Source organism: Arthrobacter sp. GQ119 (genome assembly GCF_059759125.1).
Map to the genome: position 1 here is coordinate 50,440 of NZ_JCAXEA010000027.1, position 16,633 is coordinate 67,072.

A 16,633-nucleotide genomic window follows, 5' to 3' on the forward strand; every position below is an offset into this window, starting at 1 on the left:
GCCTGCTGGCATAATCACGGCAGAGCAAGTTCCAAGACCAGATGATGCGTACTCTCGTGTCATCGTTCACGCGAGGGAGCGTCTAAGTGGCCGATCAGGCAACTGCGCAAGAATTCGACATCCTGGTACTCGGTGGCGGCAGCGGCGGATACGCCACCGCCCTCCGGGCCGTTCAGCTTGGCTTCACCGTCGGCCTCGTGGAGAAGGCCAAACTCGGTGGAACCTGCCTGCACAACGGCTGTATCCCCACCAAAGCACTGCTGCACTCGGCCGAACTGGCTGACCACGCCCGCGACTCCGCCAAGTACGGCGTGAACGTCACCCTTGACAGCATCGACATCACGGCCGTCAACGCCTACAAGGACGGAATCGTCGCCGGCAAGTTCAAGGGACTGCAGGGCCTCATCAAGTCCAAGGGCATCACCGTCATCGAGGGTGAGGGCAAGCTCCAGGGCACCGACACCGTCGTCGTGAACGGCACCGCCTACAAGGGCAAGAACATCGTCCTCGCCACGGGATCCTACTCCCGCTCCCTCCCGGGCCTGGAAATCGGCGGACGCGTCATCACCTCCGACGAAGCCCTGACCATGGACTACATCCCCAAGAGCGTCATTGTCCTCGGCGGCGGCGTCATCGGCGTGGAGTTCGCCTCCGTGTGGAACTCCTTCGGCGTGGACGTCACCATCGTTGAAGGCCTGCCCTCGCTGGTCCCCAACGAGGACGCCACCATCGTGAAGAACCTCGAACGGGCCTTCAAGAAGCGCGGCATCAAGTTCTCCACCGGCACCTTCTTCCAGGGCGTCGAGCAGGACGACAACGGCGTCAAGGTCACGCTGGTTGACGGCAAGACCTTCGAAGCGGAACTGCTCCTCGTGGCCGTCGGCCGCGGCCCGGTAACAGCCAACCTTGGCTACGAAGAGGCCGGCATCACCATCGACCGCGGCTTCGTCATCACCAACGAGCGCCTGCACACGGGTGTGGGCAACATCTACGCCGTCGGCGACATTGTCCCCGGCGTCCAGCTGGCCCACCGCGGCTACCAGCAGGGCATCTTCGTCGCCGAGGAGATCGCGGGCCTGAAGCCCGTCGTCGTCGAGGACGTCAATATCCCCAAGGTCACCTACTGCGAGCCCGAGATCGCCACGGTCGGCTACACCGAAAAGGGCGCCAAGGCCAAGTTCGGCGATGACCAGGTCGAGATCCAGGAATACAACCTCGCCGGCAACGGCAAGAGCTCCATCCTGGGCACGGGCGGCCTCGTCAAGCTGGTCCGCCAGAAGGACGGCCCCGTCGTCGGCGTCCACATGATCGGATCCCGCATGGGCGAGCAGATCGGCGAAGCCCAGCTGATCGTGAACTGGGAAGCCTACCCGGAGGATGTGGCCCAGCTGCTGCACGCCCACCCGACCCAGAATGAGGCGCTGGGCGAAGCCCACCTCGCCCTCGCGGGCAAAGCCCTCCACGGCTAAGCAGCTCCGCAATACCCCAGTGCTTAGTGCACCCGGCATGATCCGCAGGGTGCACTAAGCTCGAACACGCCAGCAATCATCCGCACAAAATCAATAAGGAGAACGGGGACGACATGTCTGAATCCGTTAACTTGCCCGCCCTCGGTGAGAGCGTCACCGAAGGAACTGTCACCCGCTGGCTCAAGCAGGTAGGTGACCGGGTAGAGGTGGACGAGCCGCTGCTCGAAGTCTCCACCGACAAAGTAGACACAGAAATCCCCTCTCCGATCGCCGGTGTCATCGAGGAAATCCTCGTTGCTGAAGACGAGACCGCAGAAGTTGGTGCTCCCCTGGTCCGCATCGGTGACGGTGCCGGCGGCGGATCCGCTCCCGCTGAGGCCACCCCCGCCGAAGAGGCACCGGCCACAGAAACCGCCGAGGCCCCCGCCCAGGAAGCGCCGGCGCAGGCTCAGGCTGAAGAGGCCCCCGCCCAGGAGGCCCCCGCCGCAGAAGCTCCCGCCGCCTCCGGCGAGTCCCACGAAGTGACGCTCCCCGCACTGGGTGAAAGCGTGACCGAGGGCACCGTGACCCGCTGGCTCAAGGCCGTCGGCGACTCCGTCGAAGTGGACGAGCCGCTGCTCGAGGTTTCCACCGACAAGGTCGACACCGAAATCCCGTCCCCCGTTGCCGGCACCCTCCAGGAAATCCGCGTCAACGAAGACGAAACTGCCGAGGTCGGCTCCGTTCTCGCCGTGATCGGCTCCGGCGCTGCCGCGCCTGCCGCCGCACCCGCCGCAGCACCTGAGAAGCCCGCGGAGGCTCCCGCCCCGGAAAAGCCGGCCGAAGCACCGGCACAGGCTGCACCGGAGCAGGCAGCTCCCGCGCAGGCTGCACCGGCACAGGCAGCTCCGGCTCCCGCCGCCCAGGCCGCGCCCGCCGAAGCACCCGCCGAAGCACCGGCCGCCGGTGGCGAATCCGGGTATGTCACTCCCCTGGTCCGCAAGCTGGCCAACCAGCACGGTGTGGACATTTCCGCCCTGTCCGGCACCGGCGTCGGCGGCCGTATCCGCAAGCAGGACGTCCTGGCCGCCGCTGAGGCCAAGCCTGCCCCGGAAGCACCGTCCGCCCCCGCCGCTTCCGCCCCGGCAGCAGCTTCCGCCGCGTCGTCGTCGCTGCGCGGCACCACGCAGAAGGCTCCGCGTATCCGCCAGGTCATTGCCCGCCGCATGCGCGAGTCACTGGATGTCTCCACCCAGCTGACCCAGGTGCACGAAGTGGACATGACCAAGGTGGCCAAGCTCCGCCTCCAGGCCAAGAACTCGTTCCAGGCCCAGAACGGCACCAAGCTCACGTTCCTGCCGTTCATCGCCAAGGCCGTAGCCGAGGCCCTGAAGCAGCACCCCAAGCTCAACGCTGCGTACGACGAAGACAAGCAGGAAATCACGTACCACAACGCCGAACACCTGGCGATTGCCGTCGACACTGACAAGGGCCTGCTCGTCCCCGTCATTTCCGACGCCGGCACGCTGAACCTTGCCGGCCTGGCCGGCAAGATCGCGGACGTCGCAGACCGCACCCGCAATGGCAAGATCGGTCCGGACGAGCTGTCCGGCGGAACGTTCAGCATCACCAACATCGGTTCTGTGGGCGCCCTGTTCGACACCCCGATCATCAACCAGCCGCAGGTCGGCATCCTCGGCACAGGCGCCATCGTCAAGCGCCCCGTGGTGGTCCAGGACGCGAACGGCGATGACTCCATCGCCATCCGCTCCATGATGTACCTGTCGCTGACGTACGACCACCGCCTCGTGGACGGGGCGGACGCCGGACGCTTCCTGCAGACGCTGAAGGCACGCCTCGAAGAGGGCGCGTTCGAAGCGGACCTGGGACTCTAGCCTCCGCACGCTGCATAGGGCGGCGGCCAGTCCGGTGCCGGTGGGAAACCGCCGCACCCGGAGCGGCCGCCGCCTTTTTCGTGCCTGCGTTTCGCGCGCCGACCCACCGGCGGCATTACTACGGAGCGTAGAAGGAGCTGGCTACACTGGTGCCATGAACATCGTCTATAACGTCATGGTCTTCCTGCACATCGTCGGCGCCGCCATGATCGTCGGCATCTGGATCGGCAACATGAAGAAGCCCACGGTCCACCCCCGGCAGTTCGACGGCGCCGCGCTTCAGCTGCTCACGGGCATCGTCATGATGGGCCTGATCCCCGCCCTGAATATGGATGCCAACTACTTCAAACTGGGCATCAAGTTCGCCGTCGCACTGGCCGTCGGCGTGCTCGCCTTCATCGGCAGGCGCAAGTACAAGAAGGACGAACCCATCTCTGCCGGCCTCGCGCACGCCGTCGGCGGCCTGGCCCTGCTGAACATCGGGATCGCCACGCTCTGGCCGTAGCCGCTCTCCTGTAAGGGACTCTCCCGCAAGGGGGCTCTCCCAGAAGGAAACGACGACGGCGACGCACCTACCTACCGCTACCCAAGAAGCGGAGGGTGCGTCGCCGTCGTCGTTTCTGGCGCCGGGCGGGACGCTTTCGCCGGAGCGCCGGTCATAATCCTCTGACAGCGGACAATCCGTGCGCGGGGGTCTTGTAGTCCATAGGATTGTGCAGGAAGGACCGGGCGTCAGCCGGATCCTGAATTGAACCGAAGCTTAGGAGTGGACATGGCAGCAACACGCACCGCACACACTGTATGGAACGGCGACCTGATGACAGGTGCCGGCAACACGACGCTCGACAGCTCCGGCCTGGGTACGTACGAGGTCACCTGGAAGGCCCGCACCGAAGCCGCTGAAGGCAAAACCAGCCCGGAAGAGCTGATTGCCGCCGCCCACTCCGCCTGTTTCTCCATGGCGTTCAGCAACATGCTCGCCCAGGCGGGGCACACGCCGGAAGAGGTCCACACCAAGGCGGATGTCACCTTCAAACCGGGCACCGGCATCACCGGCAGCCACCTGACCGTCAACGCCAGGATCCCCGGCATCTCCGAAGACGAGTTCCAGAAGATCGCAGCGGAAGCCAAGGTCGGCTGCCCTGTTTCCGGCGCCCTCGCCAGCATCGACATCACCCTCGACGCCACGCTCGCCGCTTCCTGATTGCCGGCCTCCGCTACCGGCAGCGGAGTACCGCACAGCAAAGGCCCTGCGCCCGTTCTGGAGAATCCAGTTCGGGCCCAGGGCCTTTACTTATGGCGTCAGACGCCGGCTGCCATCGGCGGCCGCCGTGTCAGCCGTCGGCGTTCTGGCGGGCAGGCAACCGCCCGGGCCGCAGCCGGCGGTAACCCTCGCGTGCCGGCGGACGGTCTGTGGGGATCTCCTGGACCATTTCCTTGAGCGCTCCGATGCCGTACTCCAGTTGCGGATCCCGGCCGGCAGCGTAGGCATGCGGCGGGAACGTCACCTCGATGTCCGGAGCAACTCCGTAGTTCTCGACGTTCCAGCCCACCCCGCCGCCGAACCAGGTGGCGTACCGCGGCTGAGTGACGCCGGTGCCGTCCGCGAGGGTGAAGCGGCTGTCGATCCCCACCACTCCGCCCCAGGTCCGGGTCCCGATCACGGGGCCGATGCCCCTCAGCTTCGATACCTGCGTGATGATGTCGCCGTCGGACCCTGCGAACTCGTCGGTGAGGATAATGACCGGGCCGCGCGGTGCGTGGTGCGGGTAGGTCCTGGGCTTCTCGCCGCGCGGCATGCTCCAGCCCGTCACCTTGCGGCCGATCAGCTCCGCCACCAGCTGGGAGGTGTGCCCGCCGCGGTTCCGGCGCACGTCAACGATCAGCCCGTCCAGTGCCGTTTCGGTGTCCAGGTCACGGTGCAGCTGGGCCCAGCCGTTGGCCATCATGTCGGGAACGTGCAGGTAGCCGAAGTTTCCTTCGGATGCTTCCCGCACGGTTCGGCGGTTGGCGGCCACCCAATCCTGGTAGCGGAGGCGCTCCTCGTCCTTGATGGGGACCACGGCAATGCGTCGCTGCTCGCCGGCCGCAGGGCCGTGGCCGGCACCGTTGCGAAGGGTCAGTTCCACCGTCCGCCCGGCCGCGCCGACCAGCTGCATGGCCGGAGTCAGGCTATCGGTGAGCTGGACGCCGTCGACGGCAAGCAGGACGTCGCCGGCCTTGGCAGCGGCGCCGGGGCGGGACAGCGGTGATGTCGCCAGCGGATCCGACGATTCGCCTGCGAGGATGCGGACAATTTCCCAGCCCTCGCCCGTAAACGCCAGGTCCGCGCCGAGGCGGCCCTGTCCGTTGCCGCCGTCCTCTGTGGCTGCTGCCGGCCGGACGTATGCATGGGACGTGCCAAGCTCGCCGTGGAGCTCCCAGAGCAGGTCCACGAGGTCGTCATGGGAGCCCAGCCTGTCGACCAAAGGCCGGTAGCGCTTGTGGATGGACTCCCAGTCCTGGCCTGCCATGTCCTCGGTCCAGAAGAAGTCGCGCTGCAGCCGCCATGCCTCATCAAAGGCCTGTCCCCACACCCTCAGCGGTTCCATCAGCACCCGGACACGCGCAAGGTCCACCTTGACCACCTGGCCGGATTCCTCGTCGGCCTTCGCGTCGGACGGCACAACCCTGATCTGTTTGTCGTGGATAACCACCACCTTCTTGCCGTCGCCGGAGACGAGGTAGCTGTCCAGCGCGTCCACAAGGGTAACGCTCTTGCGCTTGGCCAGATCGAACCGGACCAGGCTCGGTGCCGCGTTCTTGTCCTCCAGGCTGGCTTTGCCGTCACCGGTCACCCCGGCCAGCGGGCTGTCCAGCCACAGCAGTGCGCCGTCGACCGCCGTCAGCGAGGAGTAGTTTCCCTGCGGGACGGGGACGCTGACGACGCGATGCGAGAGACCCTCGGCGTCAACGCTGACCGGCGCCGGCTGCCCGGACTCACCGGCGTCGCCGTCCTGGTCCGTCCCCGGTTCGAAGGAAAGGTCCACGGCCGGGCCGAAGGGCGACGCCGTATCCGCAGCCAGCGCAACGAGGTAAGGCTTGATCGGGCTGGGGAAGGAGAGGTCAAAGGAATGCCCGTCGTAGACCGGGTCGAAGCTCCGATTCGACAGGAAGGCCAGGAACTTCCCGTCCGGCGTGAACGACGGCGAGTGGTCGCGGAAGCGGCCGTCCGTCACCCCGATGATCTCTGGGGTCCCGGTGCCGGGCTTATCCGTGCCGGCCTTATCCGTACCAGTGCCGACGCGGGCCAGCCGGAGGCGGCTGCGGGAGCCGAACGACGTCACCGGTTCCGACCAGGCCAGCCAGGCCGAGTCCGGCGACCAGCACAGTTCTTCGATGCTGCCTTCGCCGATGCTGGTCACCGCGGAAATCGAACCCGCACGCGTGTCGGCAATATAGACGTCACCGAACGCGGTGCCCAGGGCAACCCACCGGCCATCGGGACTGGTTTCCATGGCGCTTGCCCGCGAGGGCTTCGGGAAGGGAATCCGGATCGGCGCCTGGGCTGCGGACAAGGCCTGGGCCTGGGCGGGCGTGCCGGCGTCCGGGCCATCCTGGTCTTCCGCGCCGGCGGCCGGCGCGACGTCCGCCTGCGAATCGTCAGCAACGGCCACATCAATCCGCTGACCGGCGGGCCCGGCAGCGGGGACGGGACTGGGCAGCAGCAGCGCCGGAGTCTCCGATGACTGCTGTTCGGCGAACTTCCCCCTGACCGGGGCGGCACGGTCAACCCGTGCGCCCTGTACCTCAAGCTTGGGGGCGATCTCCTTGATGAACAGCGCTTCGTCCCCATCGTGGTCCGCTACGTAGGCAATGCGGCCGTCCGTCAACGGACGCGGCAGCCTGGCCCGGACTCCCGGAGTGGCTTCCACCACCCGGGAAGGCCCGTCCTTGTGCCTCAGCCAGTGGATGGTTCCGTGCGCTTCCACCGCGCTGGCCGCTCCCGAGGCGTCAGGGCGGACGTCACCGAGGTGCTTGTCGACCTTGAGCAGGGAGGGCCGGCGGCCCTGGGAGGCCGATCCCAGCGAAATCTCCAGCCGGACGGCGTCAGAGGAAAGGTCGTGAAGAATCCACAGCTCGCCGGCCGACTCGAAAATGACGCGTTTGCCGTCCGTGGCTGCGTGGCGGACATAGAAGTCTTCATGGTCCGTGTGGCGCCGGAGGTCCGTTCCATTGGGCAGGACCGAGTACAGGTTGCCGTAGCCCTCGTGGTCCGAGAGGAAGGCAATGCGCCCCTCGACCCACATGGGGTCGGCGAGGTTGCCGTCCAGGTCCGGGAGCAGCCGGGCGAACTCACCGTTGCCGTCGGCATCAATCCAGAGCTTGCCGGCCGTACCGCCGCGGTAGCGCTTCCACCAGGCGGGTTCCCGCGACAGGACGCTGGCCACGACAACGGGCTTCTCGTCTCCGACCTCGGGGCCGAAGGCCACGGACTCCACAGGCCCGAAGGGCAGTTCCTCGGCCCAGCCGCCCTCCGTCGGCAGGCTGTAGGCATGGGTGAGCCTGCCCTCCGCCTGGCGGAACGCGCTGGTGACCACCACGTCACCGGAAGCCGTGAACCCCTTAACCCTGGTGGTGCTGTGGCCGAAGTAGGTCAGCTGGCGGTACCCGCCGCCGTCGACGTCTGCGATGACTACCTCGGGTGCCGTCCCCTGCACCACCGTCCAGACGAGCTTCTTGCCGTCCGGCGTGAACCGCGGGTTGCGGGCCGGGAGCTGCAGGGAAGAAATCCGCCAGGCACGGCCTCCGCCAAGGGGCGCGATCCAGACATCGTCCTCGGCCACAAACGTGACCAGATCGCCGTGAACATGCGGGAATCGGAAGTAGCTCGAAGAGGTCATCGTTCGATCATAGTCAATGTCAACAAGGGCGGCCGGGAGGTGCCCTGCCGTGCCGGAGCGTGGTGAGATGGATCATGCGCATCGTCATGGCCGGCGCCTCCGGGCTCCTCGGTACCGATCTTTCCGCCCGTCTGGTAGCTGACGGCCACGATGTGACGCGACTGGTCAGGAGGACGCCTGCCTCACCGGCGGAAGTTCGCTGGGACCCGGCTGCCGGCCACATCGACCCCTCCTGTCTTGAAGGGGCCGACGCCGTCATCAACCTTTCCGGGGCAGGCATCGGCGACAGGCCCTTGACGGGCCGGCGGATCGACGAGCTCTTCCGCTCACGGCTCGGTCCGACGAGGACCCTCGCCACGGCAATGCAGCACCTGGACGCGCCGCCGAAAACCTTCATCAGCCAGTCGGGAACAGGCTATTACGGAGACGCGGGCACGGCCGCCCTGCACGAGGAGTCGCCCGCCGGTTCCGGCATCCTGGCCCGGATCTGCGCCGAGTGGGAAGCCGCCGCGCATGAGGCACCGGCCGGTGTCCGCGTGGTGACCCCGCGGACGGCGGTGGTGCTCAGCCGGTCCGGCGGAGCCCTGGGCAGGCTGCTGCCGCTGCTGCGTCTGGGCGTCGGCGGCCCGCTGGGCAACGGCAGGCAGTACTGGCCGTGGATCACCCAGCCGGATCTCTCCGCGGCTTTCGGGTTCCTCCTGACGTCTCCGCTCTCCGGTCCGGTCATCGTCTCTGCCCCCGAACCCGCTGACGTCAACGCCCTGGTGCGGGAACTGGCCCGGGCGCTGCACCGGCCCGCACTGTTGCGGGTCCCTTCGCCTGTCTTGCGGCTGGTGATGGGCAAGCTGGCCGATGAGCTCCTGCTGGCCAGCCAGAAAGTGGAGCCCGCCCGGCTGAAGGAAGCCGGATTCGTGTGGCGGCATCCGACGCTGCGGCAGGCCGCAGAATGGGTCGTCGGCGCCTGAAGCGGCGCGTGAAGGGACGCCGGACGCGGTGCGCGAAGGGACGCCGGGTCTCAGGGAGACCGGACCCGCAGCATCGCTTAGGTCACGGGCCCGGCAGGATCTCTGCGACCAGCCACCTGCCATCCATGCGGAGCAGGACCAGCCGCAGATCGAGGGGCGGCCGGGGTTGGCCGGTAGCCACCACGTCCCCGGCCGCAGACCGCTCCACATATCCTGACGTTGTGGCGGTCACGGCGACCACCGCCCGTGTCCCTGTGCTTTCCGGCAGGCGTCGGATGCCCGCGAGGCTGGTGGTGAACCCAGCCAGCACGGTCCGGGAGTCCTGCAGCCGGACACTGAGCCCGCGGTCTGCGGCCGCGGCCGCCGAACCGGGGGCGTTGACCTCGGCGAGGAGTTCCAGCCGTCCCTCGCTCAGGGCTTTGGACCGCAGCCAGGCCAGCCCTTTGACGGCTTCCGCTGGGTCTCCTGCACGGAGTTGGCTGCGGACGGCATCCGGAATCCTGGCCGGAGCCGCGGCGGGAGCCGGTGCCGGCGCGCTGTCGGGCAGGAGCGAAGGCCCGGCGGCAGTGCCGCCCGGGAGCGGGTCCGATGGCGGCGGCGGCAACAGCAGCCACGCGCCGGCAATGACGGCCACGGCCAGCAGGCCTGCCCGGGCGGCTTTCCGACGGCGGCGTGCGGCGGCCGCATGGCGCGAGTGCTGCAGGACGGAGAGCGGAGGATCCTGCCGTGACCGGGCGTGCCGGCCACGCTTGGCGGACGGCTGGCCTCCCGGAACACCGGCCACCGATGTTGCCCGAAGCGGGCCACCACCCAGTCCTGCGGCAGTGGCCGGGCGCTCCCGGACCGCCATGGCGGGCGCCGATGTACGAAGGCGCCTCCCCCAGGCGCCCAGCCGTTCCCGCATGCGTCCGCGGGCCCGTGGCTCCGGCCTGCGCGTCAGCAGTTCCGGCAGGACAGTCGGATGCACCGAGCGCGAAAGGTCGACCGGTACAGCGGCTGCACTCCGGTAGATGGCCGTGGCCAGTTCCGCGGCGTCGGGGCGCCGCCGCCGGTCCTCGCTCAGGCCTGCCTCCAGCACGGCGGCGAGTTCGGCCGGAACGTCCGGCACCAACAGCGAAAGCGGCGGCCTGTCCGGTGCAGGGAGCGGCGGCGATCCGGTGAGGCAGTACCAGCCCAGCGCGGCGGCCGCGTACACATCGCGGCCGGGCTGCAGCCCAGCCCTGAGCGAATCCACGGGTGAAGGATCCCGAAATCCGTCCGTTCCACGTTCTGAAACGCCGACAGGATCCCCCACCATCCGCGCCAGGCCGAGGTCGGCGAGGAGCGGTTTTCCATGTCCGGAGAAGAGCACGTTTCCGGGCGACACATCCGAATGGGTGAATCCCTGGCCGTGCAGATAAGCCAGTACCTGGGCAACGGGCGTCAGCACAGTCACCGTTTCCCCGACGCTGAGCCTGCCACGGGTGCCGACGAGTTGCCGCAGAGAACCGCCCGGCGCGTAGTCCATGAGGATCCCGACCACGCTGCCCGAGGCCCCGCCGACACTGACGACGCCGTGCTGCTTAATCAGGTGACCGTGGTCAAGGACGGACATGATCAGGATCTCCCGGCGGATATCCTCTTCCGCAAAATCCACCCCCTGGCCCTGCGGGCCGGGGCTGCCGGATGCCGCGCCGAGGCACTTCAGCGCCAGCTTGCGGCCGCTCACCTCCTCGGTTACCAGCCACACGACGGCGCTGCCGCCGCTGCCGAGCCGGCGGCACACCCGGTAGCCCGGAACCTGCGGTTCGCCATTTCCGGAATGATCCGTGTCCTGACTCACATCGTCCATGGCTTAATGCGTACCCGAAAAGGCAACCTCCTGCAGAAGTTATCCACAGGGGCAGGACCAGGCGCTGCCCGGTTCCCCGAGGGGTGAGAGGTTGGGCACACTACTGACCGGCAGCACGCCGGCCGGGTCTAAGCTGGGTGCCATGACTCTTGAGTTCACACAGCTGGGTCTTGCCCCTGATTTCGTGGATTACACGCACGCCTGGGAACTCCAGCGCGACATCCACGAGAATGTCCTGGCCGGCAAGGCCCCCAGCACAGTACTCCTGCTCGAACACTCCGCTGTCTATACCGCCGGCAAACTGACGGAGGACCACGAACGCCCCTTCGACGGCACCCCGGTTGTTCCGGTGGACCGCGGTGGCAAGCTGACGTGGCACGGGCCGGGCCAGCTCGTGGGGTATCCCATCATCAAGCTGAAGAACAGGGCCGGGATCCGCGACTACGTGGAGCGGCTGGAGTCCGTCATTATCGCCGTCCTGGCGGACTTCGGAATCACGGGTGTCCGGATCAAGGGCCGCGCCGGTGTCTGGATCGAAGAAGACGCCAAGGGCCCCGCGCGGAAGATCGCCGCCATCGGCATCAGGGTCTCCCAGGGAGTCACAATGCATGGCTTTGCCATCAACTGCAACAACGATCTGGCCCCCTACGCCCAGATCATCGCCTGCGGCATCACGGATGCCGACGTAACTACCATCGCCCAGGAGACCGGCCGGGACGTGGCTCCAGCTGATCTCGTTTCGCGGATCATCGAAGAACTGCGCAACAATGAAGACGCCCTAGTTGCAACCCCCGAAGGAGCTCTACTGTGACACTGGCACCAGAAGGCCGGAAAATGCTGCGTATTGAGCAGCGCAATGCGGCCACCCCGGTGGAGCGCAAGCCGGATTGGATCAAAGCCAAGGTCCAGATGGGCCCCGAGTTCGTCCAGCTCAAGAACCTCGTCAAGAAGGAAGGTCTTCACACTGTCTGTGAGGAGGCCGGCTGCCCCAACATCTTCGAGTGCTGGGAGGACAAGGAAGCAACGTTCCTGATCGGCGGCTCCGAGTGCACGCGGCGGTGTGACTTCTGCCAGATCGACACCGGCAAGCCCTCCCCCGTCGACGTGTTCGAGCCCACCAAGGTTGCCCGTTCGGTACAGGCGATGCAGCTGCGCTACGCGACGGTCACCGGCGTTGCCCGTGACGACCTCGAGGACGAGGGTGTCTGGCTGTATGCCGAAACAGTCCGCAAGATCCACGAACTGAACCCGGGCACCGGCGTCGAACTCCTCATTCCCGACTTTTCCGGCAAACCCGAACACATCCAGGCGATCTGCGACTCCAAGCCGGAGGTGTTCGCCCACAACGTGGAAACCGTGCCGCGCATCTTCAAGCGCATCCGTCCCGCCTTCCGCTACGAGCGTTCCCTGGCCGTCATCACGCAGGGGCGCGACTTGGGCATGGTCACCAAGTCCAACCTGATCCTGGGCATGGGCGAGACCCGCGAAGAGATCTCCGAGGCGCTTCGGGACCTGCACGCGGCCGGCTGTGACCTGATCACCATCACCCAGTACCTGCGCCCGTCCGAGCGGCACCTTCCGGTGGACCGGTGGGTCAAGCCGCAGGAATTCGTCGACCTGCAGCAGGAAGCGGACGAGATCGGCTTCCTCGGTGTCATGAGCGGTCCGCTGGTGCGCTCCTCTTACCGCGCCGGCCGGCTGTGGGCAACCGCGATGCGCAAGAAAGGCTGGGAGATCCCTGCCGAACTGGCGCACATCGAAAGCTCGGGAAGCACCCGCCAGGAGGCGAGCTCCCTGCTCGCGGCGCACTCCTAGCACCGTCTGTCTGTCTGAGCCAAAGGGCCGGACGCCGGATTTCCGGCGTCCGGCCCTTTGGCGTGGATCACGTAGAATTAAGGCACTATGGCGAAATCCCCTGATTCCAGCAACAACACCCCGTCGGCTGACGCCCCCAAGCGCGGACTCTTCTCGCGCAAGCCCAGGGCGGCCAAGGTCAAGAAGCCGAGCCGGCTCAAGCAGATCGGCGAAGTCTTCAATATGACCCGCCGCCATGATCCGATGGTTCCGTGGCTCATGCTGCTGGCTTTCCTGGGTGTCGTGGCCGTCAGCCTCATCGTCGGCTTCCTGCTGCAAAACTGGATCACCGCCCTCATCATCGGCATCCCGCTGGGCTTCCTCGCGGCCACATTCATCCTGTCCCGCCGGGCCGAGCGCGCAGCGTTCGCCCAGATCGAGAACCAGCCCGGTGCCTCCGGGGCTGCCCTCAGCACACTCAAGCGGGGCTGGATCACCGAGGAGCAGCCTGTAGCGGTCAACCCGCGCACCCAGGACGCCGTGTTCCGCGCCATCGGCCGTCCCGGCGTCGTGCTGGTCAGCGAGGGCCCCACGCACCGGGTGAAGCCGCTGCTGGACGCCGAGCGCAAGAAACTTGCCCGGATCCTCCCCAACGTCACCATCCACGTGATTGAGAGCGGCAAGGGTGATGGCCAGACGCCCATCAGCCAGGTTGCGAAGAAGATGAACAAGCTGAACAAGGAGCTCACCAAGATCGAGGTGAGCGCTGTTTCCAAGCGCATCTCGTCGCTCGGAACCCGACTCCCCATCCCCAAGGGCGTCGACCCCTACAAGGCCCGTCCCCAGCGCGGACGCTAAATTTCCTGATCCGCCCCGGCGGCCGGATTCCCTCCGGCTACCGGGGCGTTTCCATTTGTCCCTCCCACGCTTTACCTGCCCGGTGAATATACTTTGCCGAAACACGACACGATGCCGGAGAACCTGTGAAATTACCGTCAAGAAGCGCCGTCATAAGCATCTTCCGGATGCTTGCCCTCGCCGAGGCGCTCAGCTGGGCAGCACTGCTGACTGGCATGTACTTCAAATGGATCGCCAAGACCACCGAGCTCGGAGTGGAAATCGCCGGGCCGGTACACGGGGCGCTGTTCATCGCCTACGGCATCACGGCCCTGGCCCTGTGGCGCTTGCAGCGCTGGCCGTTCGTGGTGGCGCTGTTCGCGGGCTTCTCGGCAGTCCTGCCGTTCGCCACGGTGCTGTTTGAACGCTGGGCGGGAAACCGCGGCCACCTGAGCGCAGACGGCGCGACGGCGGGAGGAGAGGCAGAGCGGACCATCGGGGAGCCCGCGCAGGAAGAAACCGCCGACGTCTGACCTTATCCGCCCTGGGCTCTATCCGCTCTGGCCCTACCTGCGGATCAGGACAGTCTTCATGGCCTTGTCGTGAAGACCCCGCTGGTCCGGATCAAAGATCACGGCAGGAATCACCAGGCACAGAAGAAGGGTCCGGACCAAAGCCGCCACGGGCCCGGCAGGCGTACCGCCAAGCCTGACCACGTGGATCCCCATGGCGCGGTGGCCAATGCTGTAGCCGAGGGTGCCAATCAACAGGGCTTGTTCGGCAGCGAACACGGCCAGCGTGGCCCAGGAGTTGCCCGCGAACAGGAAGTTGCTGATCAGCAGGGCCAAGGTCCAGTCGATGATGATCGCCACGATTCTGCGCCCGGCGCGGGCGATGGACCCGGGGCCCGATTCCGGAAGCCCCAGACGCTCCCCCGGGTACTTCGAAATACCGGAGGTGTCCGGTCCGCCCAGCCAGGAGCCAATGTCTCTGCGATCTACCACCGTCCAAGTTTACCGGCTGCCCGGCACCCGCGGACCGATCAGAGTGTGGATGCGGATAGACCACAGTGTGGACACCGTATAGCGTTTACATATCAGGGGGTTCTGTAACCTGCCGGAAACAATGCCGACACGGACGGGAAACCCCTTGTCCCTAGGGTGGTAACAGTTGCCAGCGAGCTGAAGGCGGGGGCACTTTTTTGTGTTTTCGCCCCGTCGGTCTGCGCTGGACCGGGATTGCGCTGGACCATATTGGCTTCCAGCCAGTTAATACATATGCGTAAGGAGCATAGATGTTCAAGACTGCGGACGAAGTCCTCAAGTTCATCAAAGACGAAGACATTAAGTTCGTCGATATCCGCTTCACCGACCTTCCTGGCGTGCAGCAGCACTTCAACGTGCCGGCCAAGAGCGTGGATGCCGACTTCTTCGTCAATGGCCAGCTCTTCGACGGATCTTCCATCCGCGGCTTCCAGGGCATTGCCGAGTCGGACATGCAGCTCATCCCGGATGTCACCACCGCCTTCCTGGACACGTTCCGCATGGAGAAGACCCTTGCACTGAACTTCTCCATCGTGAACCCCCGCACCGGCGACCCTTACCACCGCGACCCCCGTGGTGTAGCCGAGAAGGCCGAGGCCTACCTGGCCTCCACCGGCATCGCCGACACCGCCTTCTTCGCTCCCGAAGCCGAGTTCTTCGTCTTCGACAACGTCCAGTACCAGTCCTCCCCGCAGGGCAGCTTCTACAAGATCGATTCTGAAGAAGCCCACTGGAACTCCGGCCGCGAAGAAGAAGGCGGCAACCTGGGCTACAAGACCCCCGTCAAGGGCGGTTACTTCCCGGTCGCACCGACCGACAAGCAGGCTGACCTGCGTGACGCCATGTGCGTCGCGCTGGATGAAGCCGGCCTTGACGTCGAGCGCAGCCACCACGAGGTCGGCTCCGCAGGCCAGGCTGAGATCAACTACAAGTTCACCACGCTGACCCACGCCGCCGATGACCTGCAGAAGTTCAAGTACGTCATCAAGAACACGGCTGATGCCTGGGGCAAGTCGGTCACCTTCATGCCGAAGCCGGTCTTCGGTGACAACGGCTCGGGCATGCACTGCCACCAGTCGCTGTGGAACGGCGGCGAGCCGCTGTTCTACGACGAAAAGGGCTACGCCGGCCTGTCCGACACCGCACGCTGGTACATCGGCGGCCTGCTGAAGCACGCCTCCGCCGTGCTGGCCTTCACCAACCCGACGGTGAACTCCTACCGCCGCCTGGTCAAGGGCTTCGAGGCTCCGGTCAACATGGTCTACTCGCAGGGCAACCGCTCTGCCGGTATCCGCATCCCGATCACCGGTTCCAACCCGAAGGCCAAGCGCATCGAGTTCCGCGCTCCGGACCCCTCATCCAACCCGTACCTGGCGTTCTCCGCCCAGCTGATGGCCGGCATCGACGGCATCCGCAACCGCATTGAGCCGCCGGCTCCGATCGACAAGGACCTCTACGAGCTCCCGGCCGAGGAAGCCAAGGACATCCCGAAGGCACCGGGCACCCTCGAGGAAGCCCTGGAGGCCCTCCGCGAGGACAACGAATTCCTGCAGGCCGGTGGCGTGTTCACCCAGGACCTGATCGACACCTGGATCGAGTACAAGTACGAGAACGAGATCCGCCCGCTGTCCCTGCGCCCGAACCCGTACGAGTTCGAGCTCTACTACGGCGTCTAGTTGGATCATGCGGCTCGACGGGCTGTAGCCCGAAGGTAGTCCGCAAGAAACAAGCCACAGAAAAGGCCGGTCCCAGGTTTCACCACCTCTTGAGTTCTAGCGGTCGTTGCAACACCCAGATTATTGGGAGTTGCAACGACCGTGTCGGCTTTAACGGGGAAATCAGGTTCACGAAGGAAGTACACGCAAGACCAAAAGGATGAATTTTTCACGGTTCTGGCCCGGCTCGGAACTGCCACCCTGGCCGCCGCCGCACTGGGT

The 16,633-nt window shown here is 66.3% G+C and carries 13 protein-coding genes; 10 read left to right on the forward strand and 3 right to left on the reverse strand.

Going from position 1 to position 16,633, the window contains the following annotated elements:
• Nucleotides 1-86: 86 nt before the first annotated feature.
• The 4 genes from lpdA (at nt 87) to AC6CH3_RS20405 (ending at nt 4,547) form a co-directional block, all read left to right on the forward strand.
• Nucleotides 87-1,469, forward strand: a complete 1,383-nt coding sequence (gene lpdA, locus AC6CH3_RS20390; protein ID WP_498134149.1) for a dihydrolipoyl dehydrogenase — start codon at nt 87-89, stop codon at nt 1,467-1,469.
• A 113-nt stretch (nt 1,470-1,582) separates the two neighbouring features.
• Nucleotides 1,583-3,343, forward strand: a complete 1,761-nt coding sequence (gene sucB / locus AC6CH3_RS20395; RefSeq protein WP_498134150.1) for a 2-oxoglutarate dehydrogenase, E2 component, dihydrolipoamide succinyltransferase — start codon at nt 1,583-1,585, stop codon at nt 3,341-3,343.
• Between the two features lie 154 nt (nt 3,344-3,497).
• Complete coding sequence (locus AC6CH3_RS20400) at nt 3,498-3,848, forward strand: hypothetical protein (RefSeq protein ID WP_498134151.1); 351 nt, start codon at nt 3,498-3,500, stop codon at nt 3,846-3,848.
• A 267-nt stretch (nt 3,849-4,115) separates the two neighbouring features.
• A complete protein-coding gene (locus AC6CH3_RS20405) occupies nt 4,116-4,547 on the forward strand; it encodes an OsmC family protein (RefSeq protein ID WP_498134152.1) in 432 nt (143 codons plus the stop codon).
• A gap of 130 nt (nt 4,548-4,677) precedes the next feature.
• Here the strand turns inward: AC6CH3_RS20405 and AC6CH3_RS20410 are convergent, their stop codons facing one another.
• On the reverse strand, nt 4,678-8,226 hold the full coding sequence (locus tag AC6CH3_RS20410) for a S41 family peptidase (RefSeq protein ID WP_498134153.1): 3,549 nt from the start codon (nt 8,224-8,226) through the stop codon (nt 4,678-4,680).
• 74 nt (nt 8,227-8,300) lie between these two features.
• Between AC6CH3_RS20410 and AC6CH3_RS20415 the strand changes: the two genes are divergently transcribed.
• Nucleotides 8,301-9,191, forward strand: a complete 891-nt coding sequence (locus AC6CH3_RS20415; protein ID WP_498134154.1) for a TIGR01777 family oxidoreductase — start codon at nt 8,301-8,303, stop codon at nt 9,189-9,191.
• A gap of 82 nt (nt 9,192-9,273) precedes the next feature.
• On the opposite strand, the gene AC6CH3_RS20420 is transcribed toward AC6CH3_RS20415, so the two are convergent.
• On the reverse strand, nt 9,274-11,022 hold the full coding sequence (locus AC6CH3_RS20420) for a serine/threonine-protein kinase (RefSeq protein ID WP_498134155.1): 1,749 nt from the start codon (nt 11,020-11,022) through the stop codon (nt 9,274-9,276).
• 142 nt (nt 11,023-11,164) lie between these two features.
• Here AC6CH3_RS20420 and lipB point away from each other — a divergent pair, with 142 nt between their 5' ends.
• The 4 genes from lipB to AC6CH3_RS20440 all read left to right on the forward strand — a co-directional run bounded on the left by lipB (nt 11,165) and on the right by AC6CH3_RS20440 (nt 14,186).
• Nucleotides 11,165-11,833, forward strand: coding sequence for a lipoyl(octanoyl) transferase LipB (gene lipB / locus AC6CH3_RS20425; RefSeq protein ID WP_498134156.1), 669 nt, complete (start codon nt 11,165-11,167; stop codon nt 11,831-11,833).
• Nucleotides 11,830-12,837 carry a lipoyl synthase gene (gene lipA / locus AC6CH3_RS20430; protein ID WP_498134157.1) on the forward strand — a complete coding sequence of 336 codons (1,008 nt, stop codon included), beginning with the start codon at nt 11,830-11,832 and terminating at the stop codon, nt 12,835-12,837. Before lipB ends, lipA begins: the two co-directional genes overlap by 4 nt.
• Nucleotides 12,838-12,924: 87 nt before the next feature.
• Nucleotides 12,925-13,674 (forward strand): DUF4191 domain-containing protein, encoded by a 750-nt coding sequence (locus tag AC6CH3_RS20435; protein ID WP_498134158.1) that lies wholly within the window; start codon nt 12,925-12,927, stop codon nt 13,672-13,674.
• A gap of 167 nt (nt 13,675-13,841) precedes the next feature.
• Entirely contained in the window at nt 13,842-14,186 is a 345-nt protein-coding gene (locus AC6CH3_RS20440) for a DUF3817 domain-containing protein (RefSeq protein WP_498134159.1), read from the forward strand.
• 33 nt (nt 14,187-14,219) lie between these two features.
• Here the strand turns inward: AC6CH3_RS20440 and AC6CH3_RS20445 are convergent, their stop codons facing one another.
• Nucleotides 14,220-14,657 carry an RDD family protein gene (locus AC6CH3_RS20445; RefSeq protein WP_400579592.1) on the reverse strand — a complete coding sequence of 146 codons (438 nt, stop codon included), beginning with the start codon at nt 14,655-14,657 and terminating at the stop codon, nt 14,220-14,222.
• Nucleotides 14,658-14,947: 290 nt separating this feature from the next.
• Here AC6CH3_RS20445 and glnA point away from each other — a divergent pair, with 290 nt between their 5' ends.
• A complete protein-coding gene (gene glnA / locus AC6CH3_RS20450; RefSeq protein WP_400579593.1) occupies nt 14,948-16,372 on the forward strand; it encodes a type I glutamate--ammonia ligase in 1,425 nt (474 codons plus the stop codon).
• Nucleotides 16,373-16,633 lie beyond the last annotated feature (261 nt).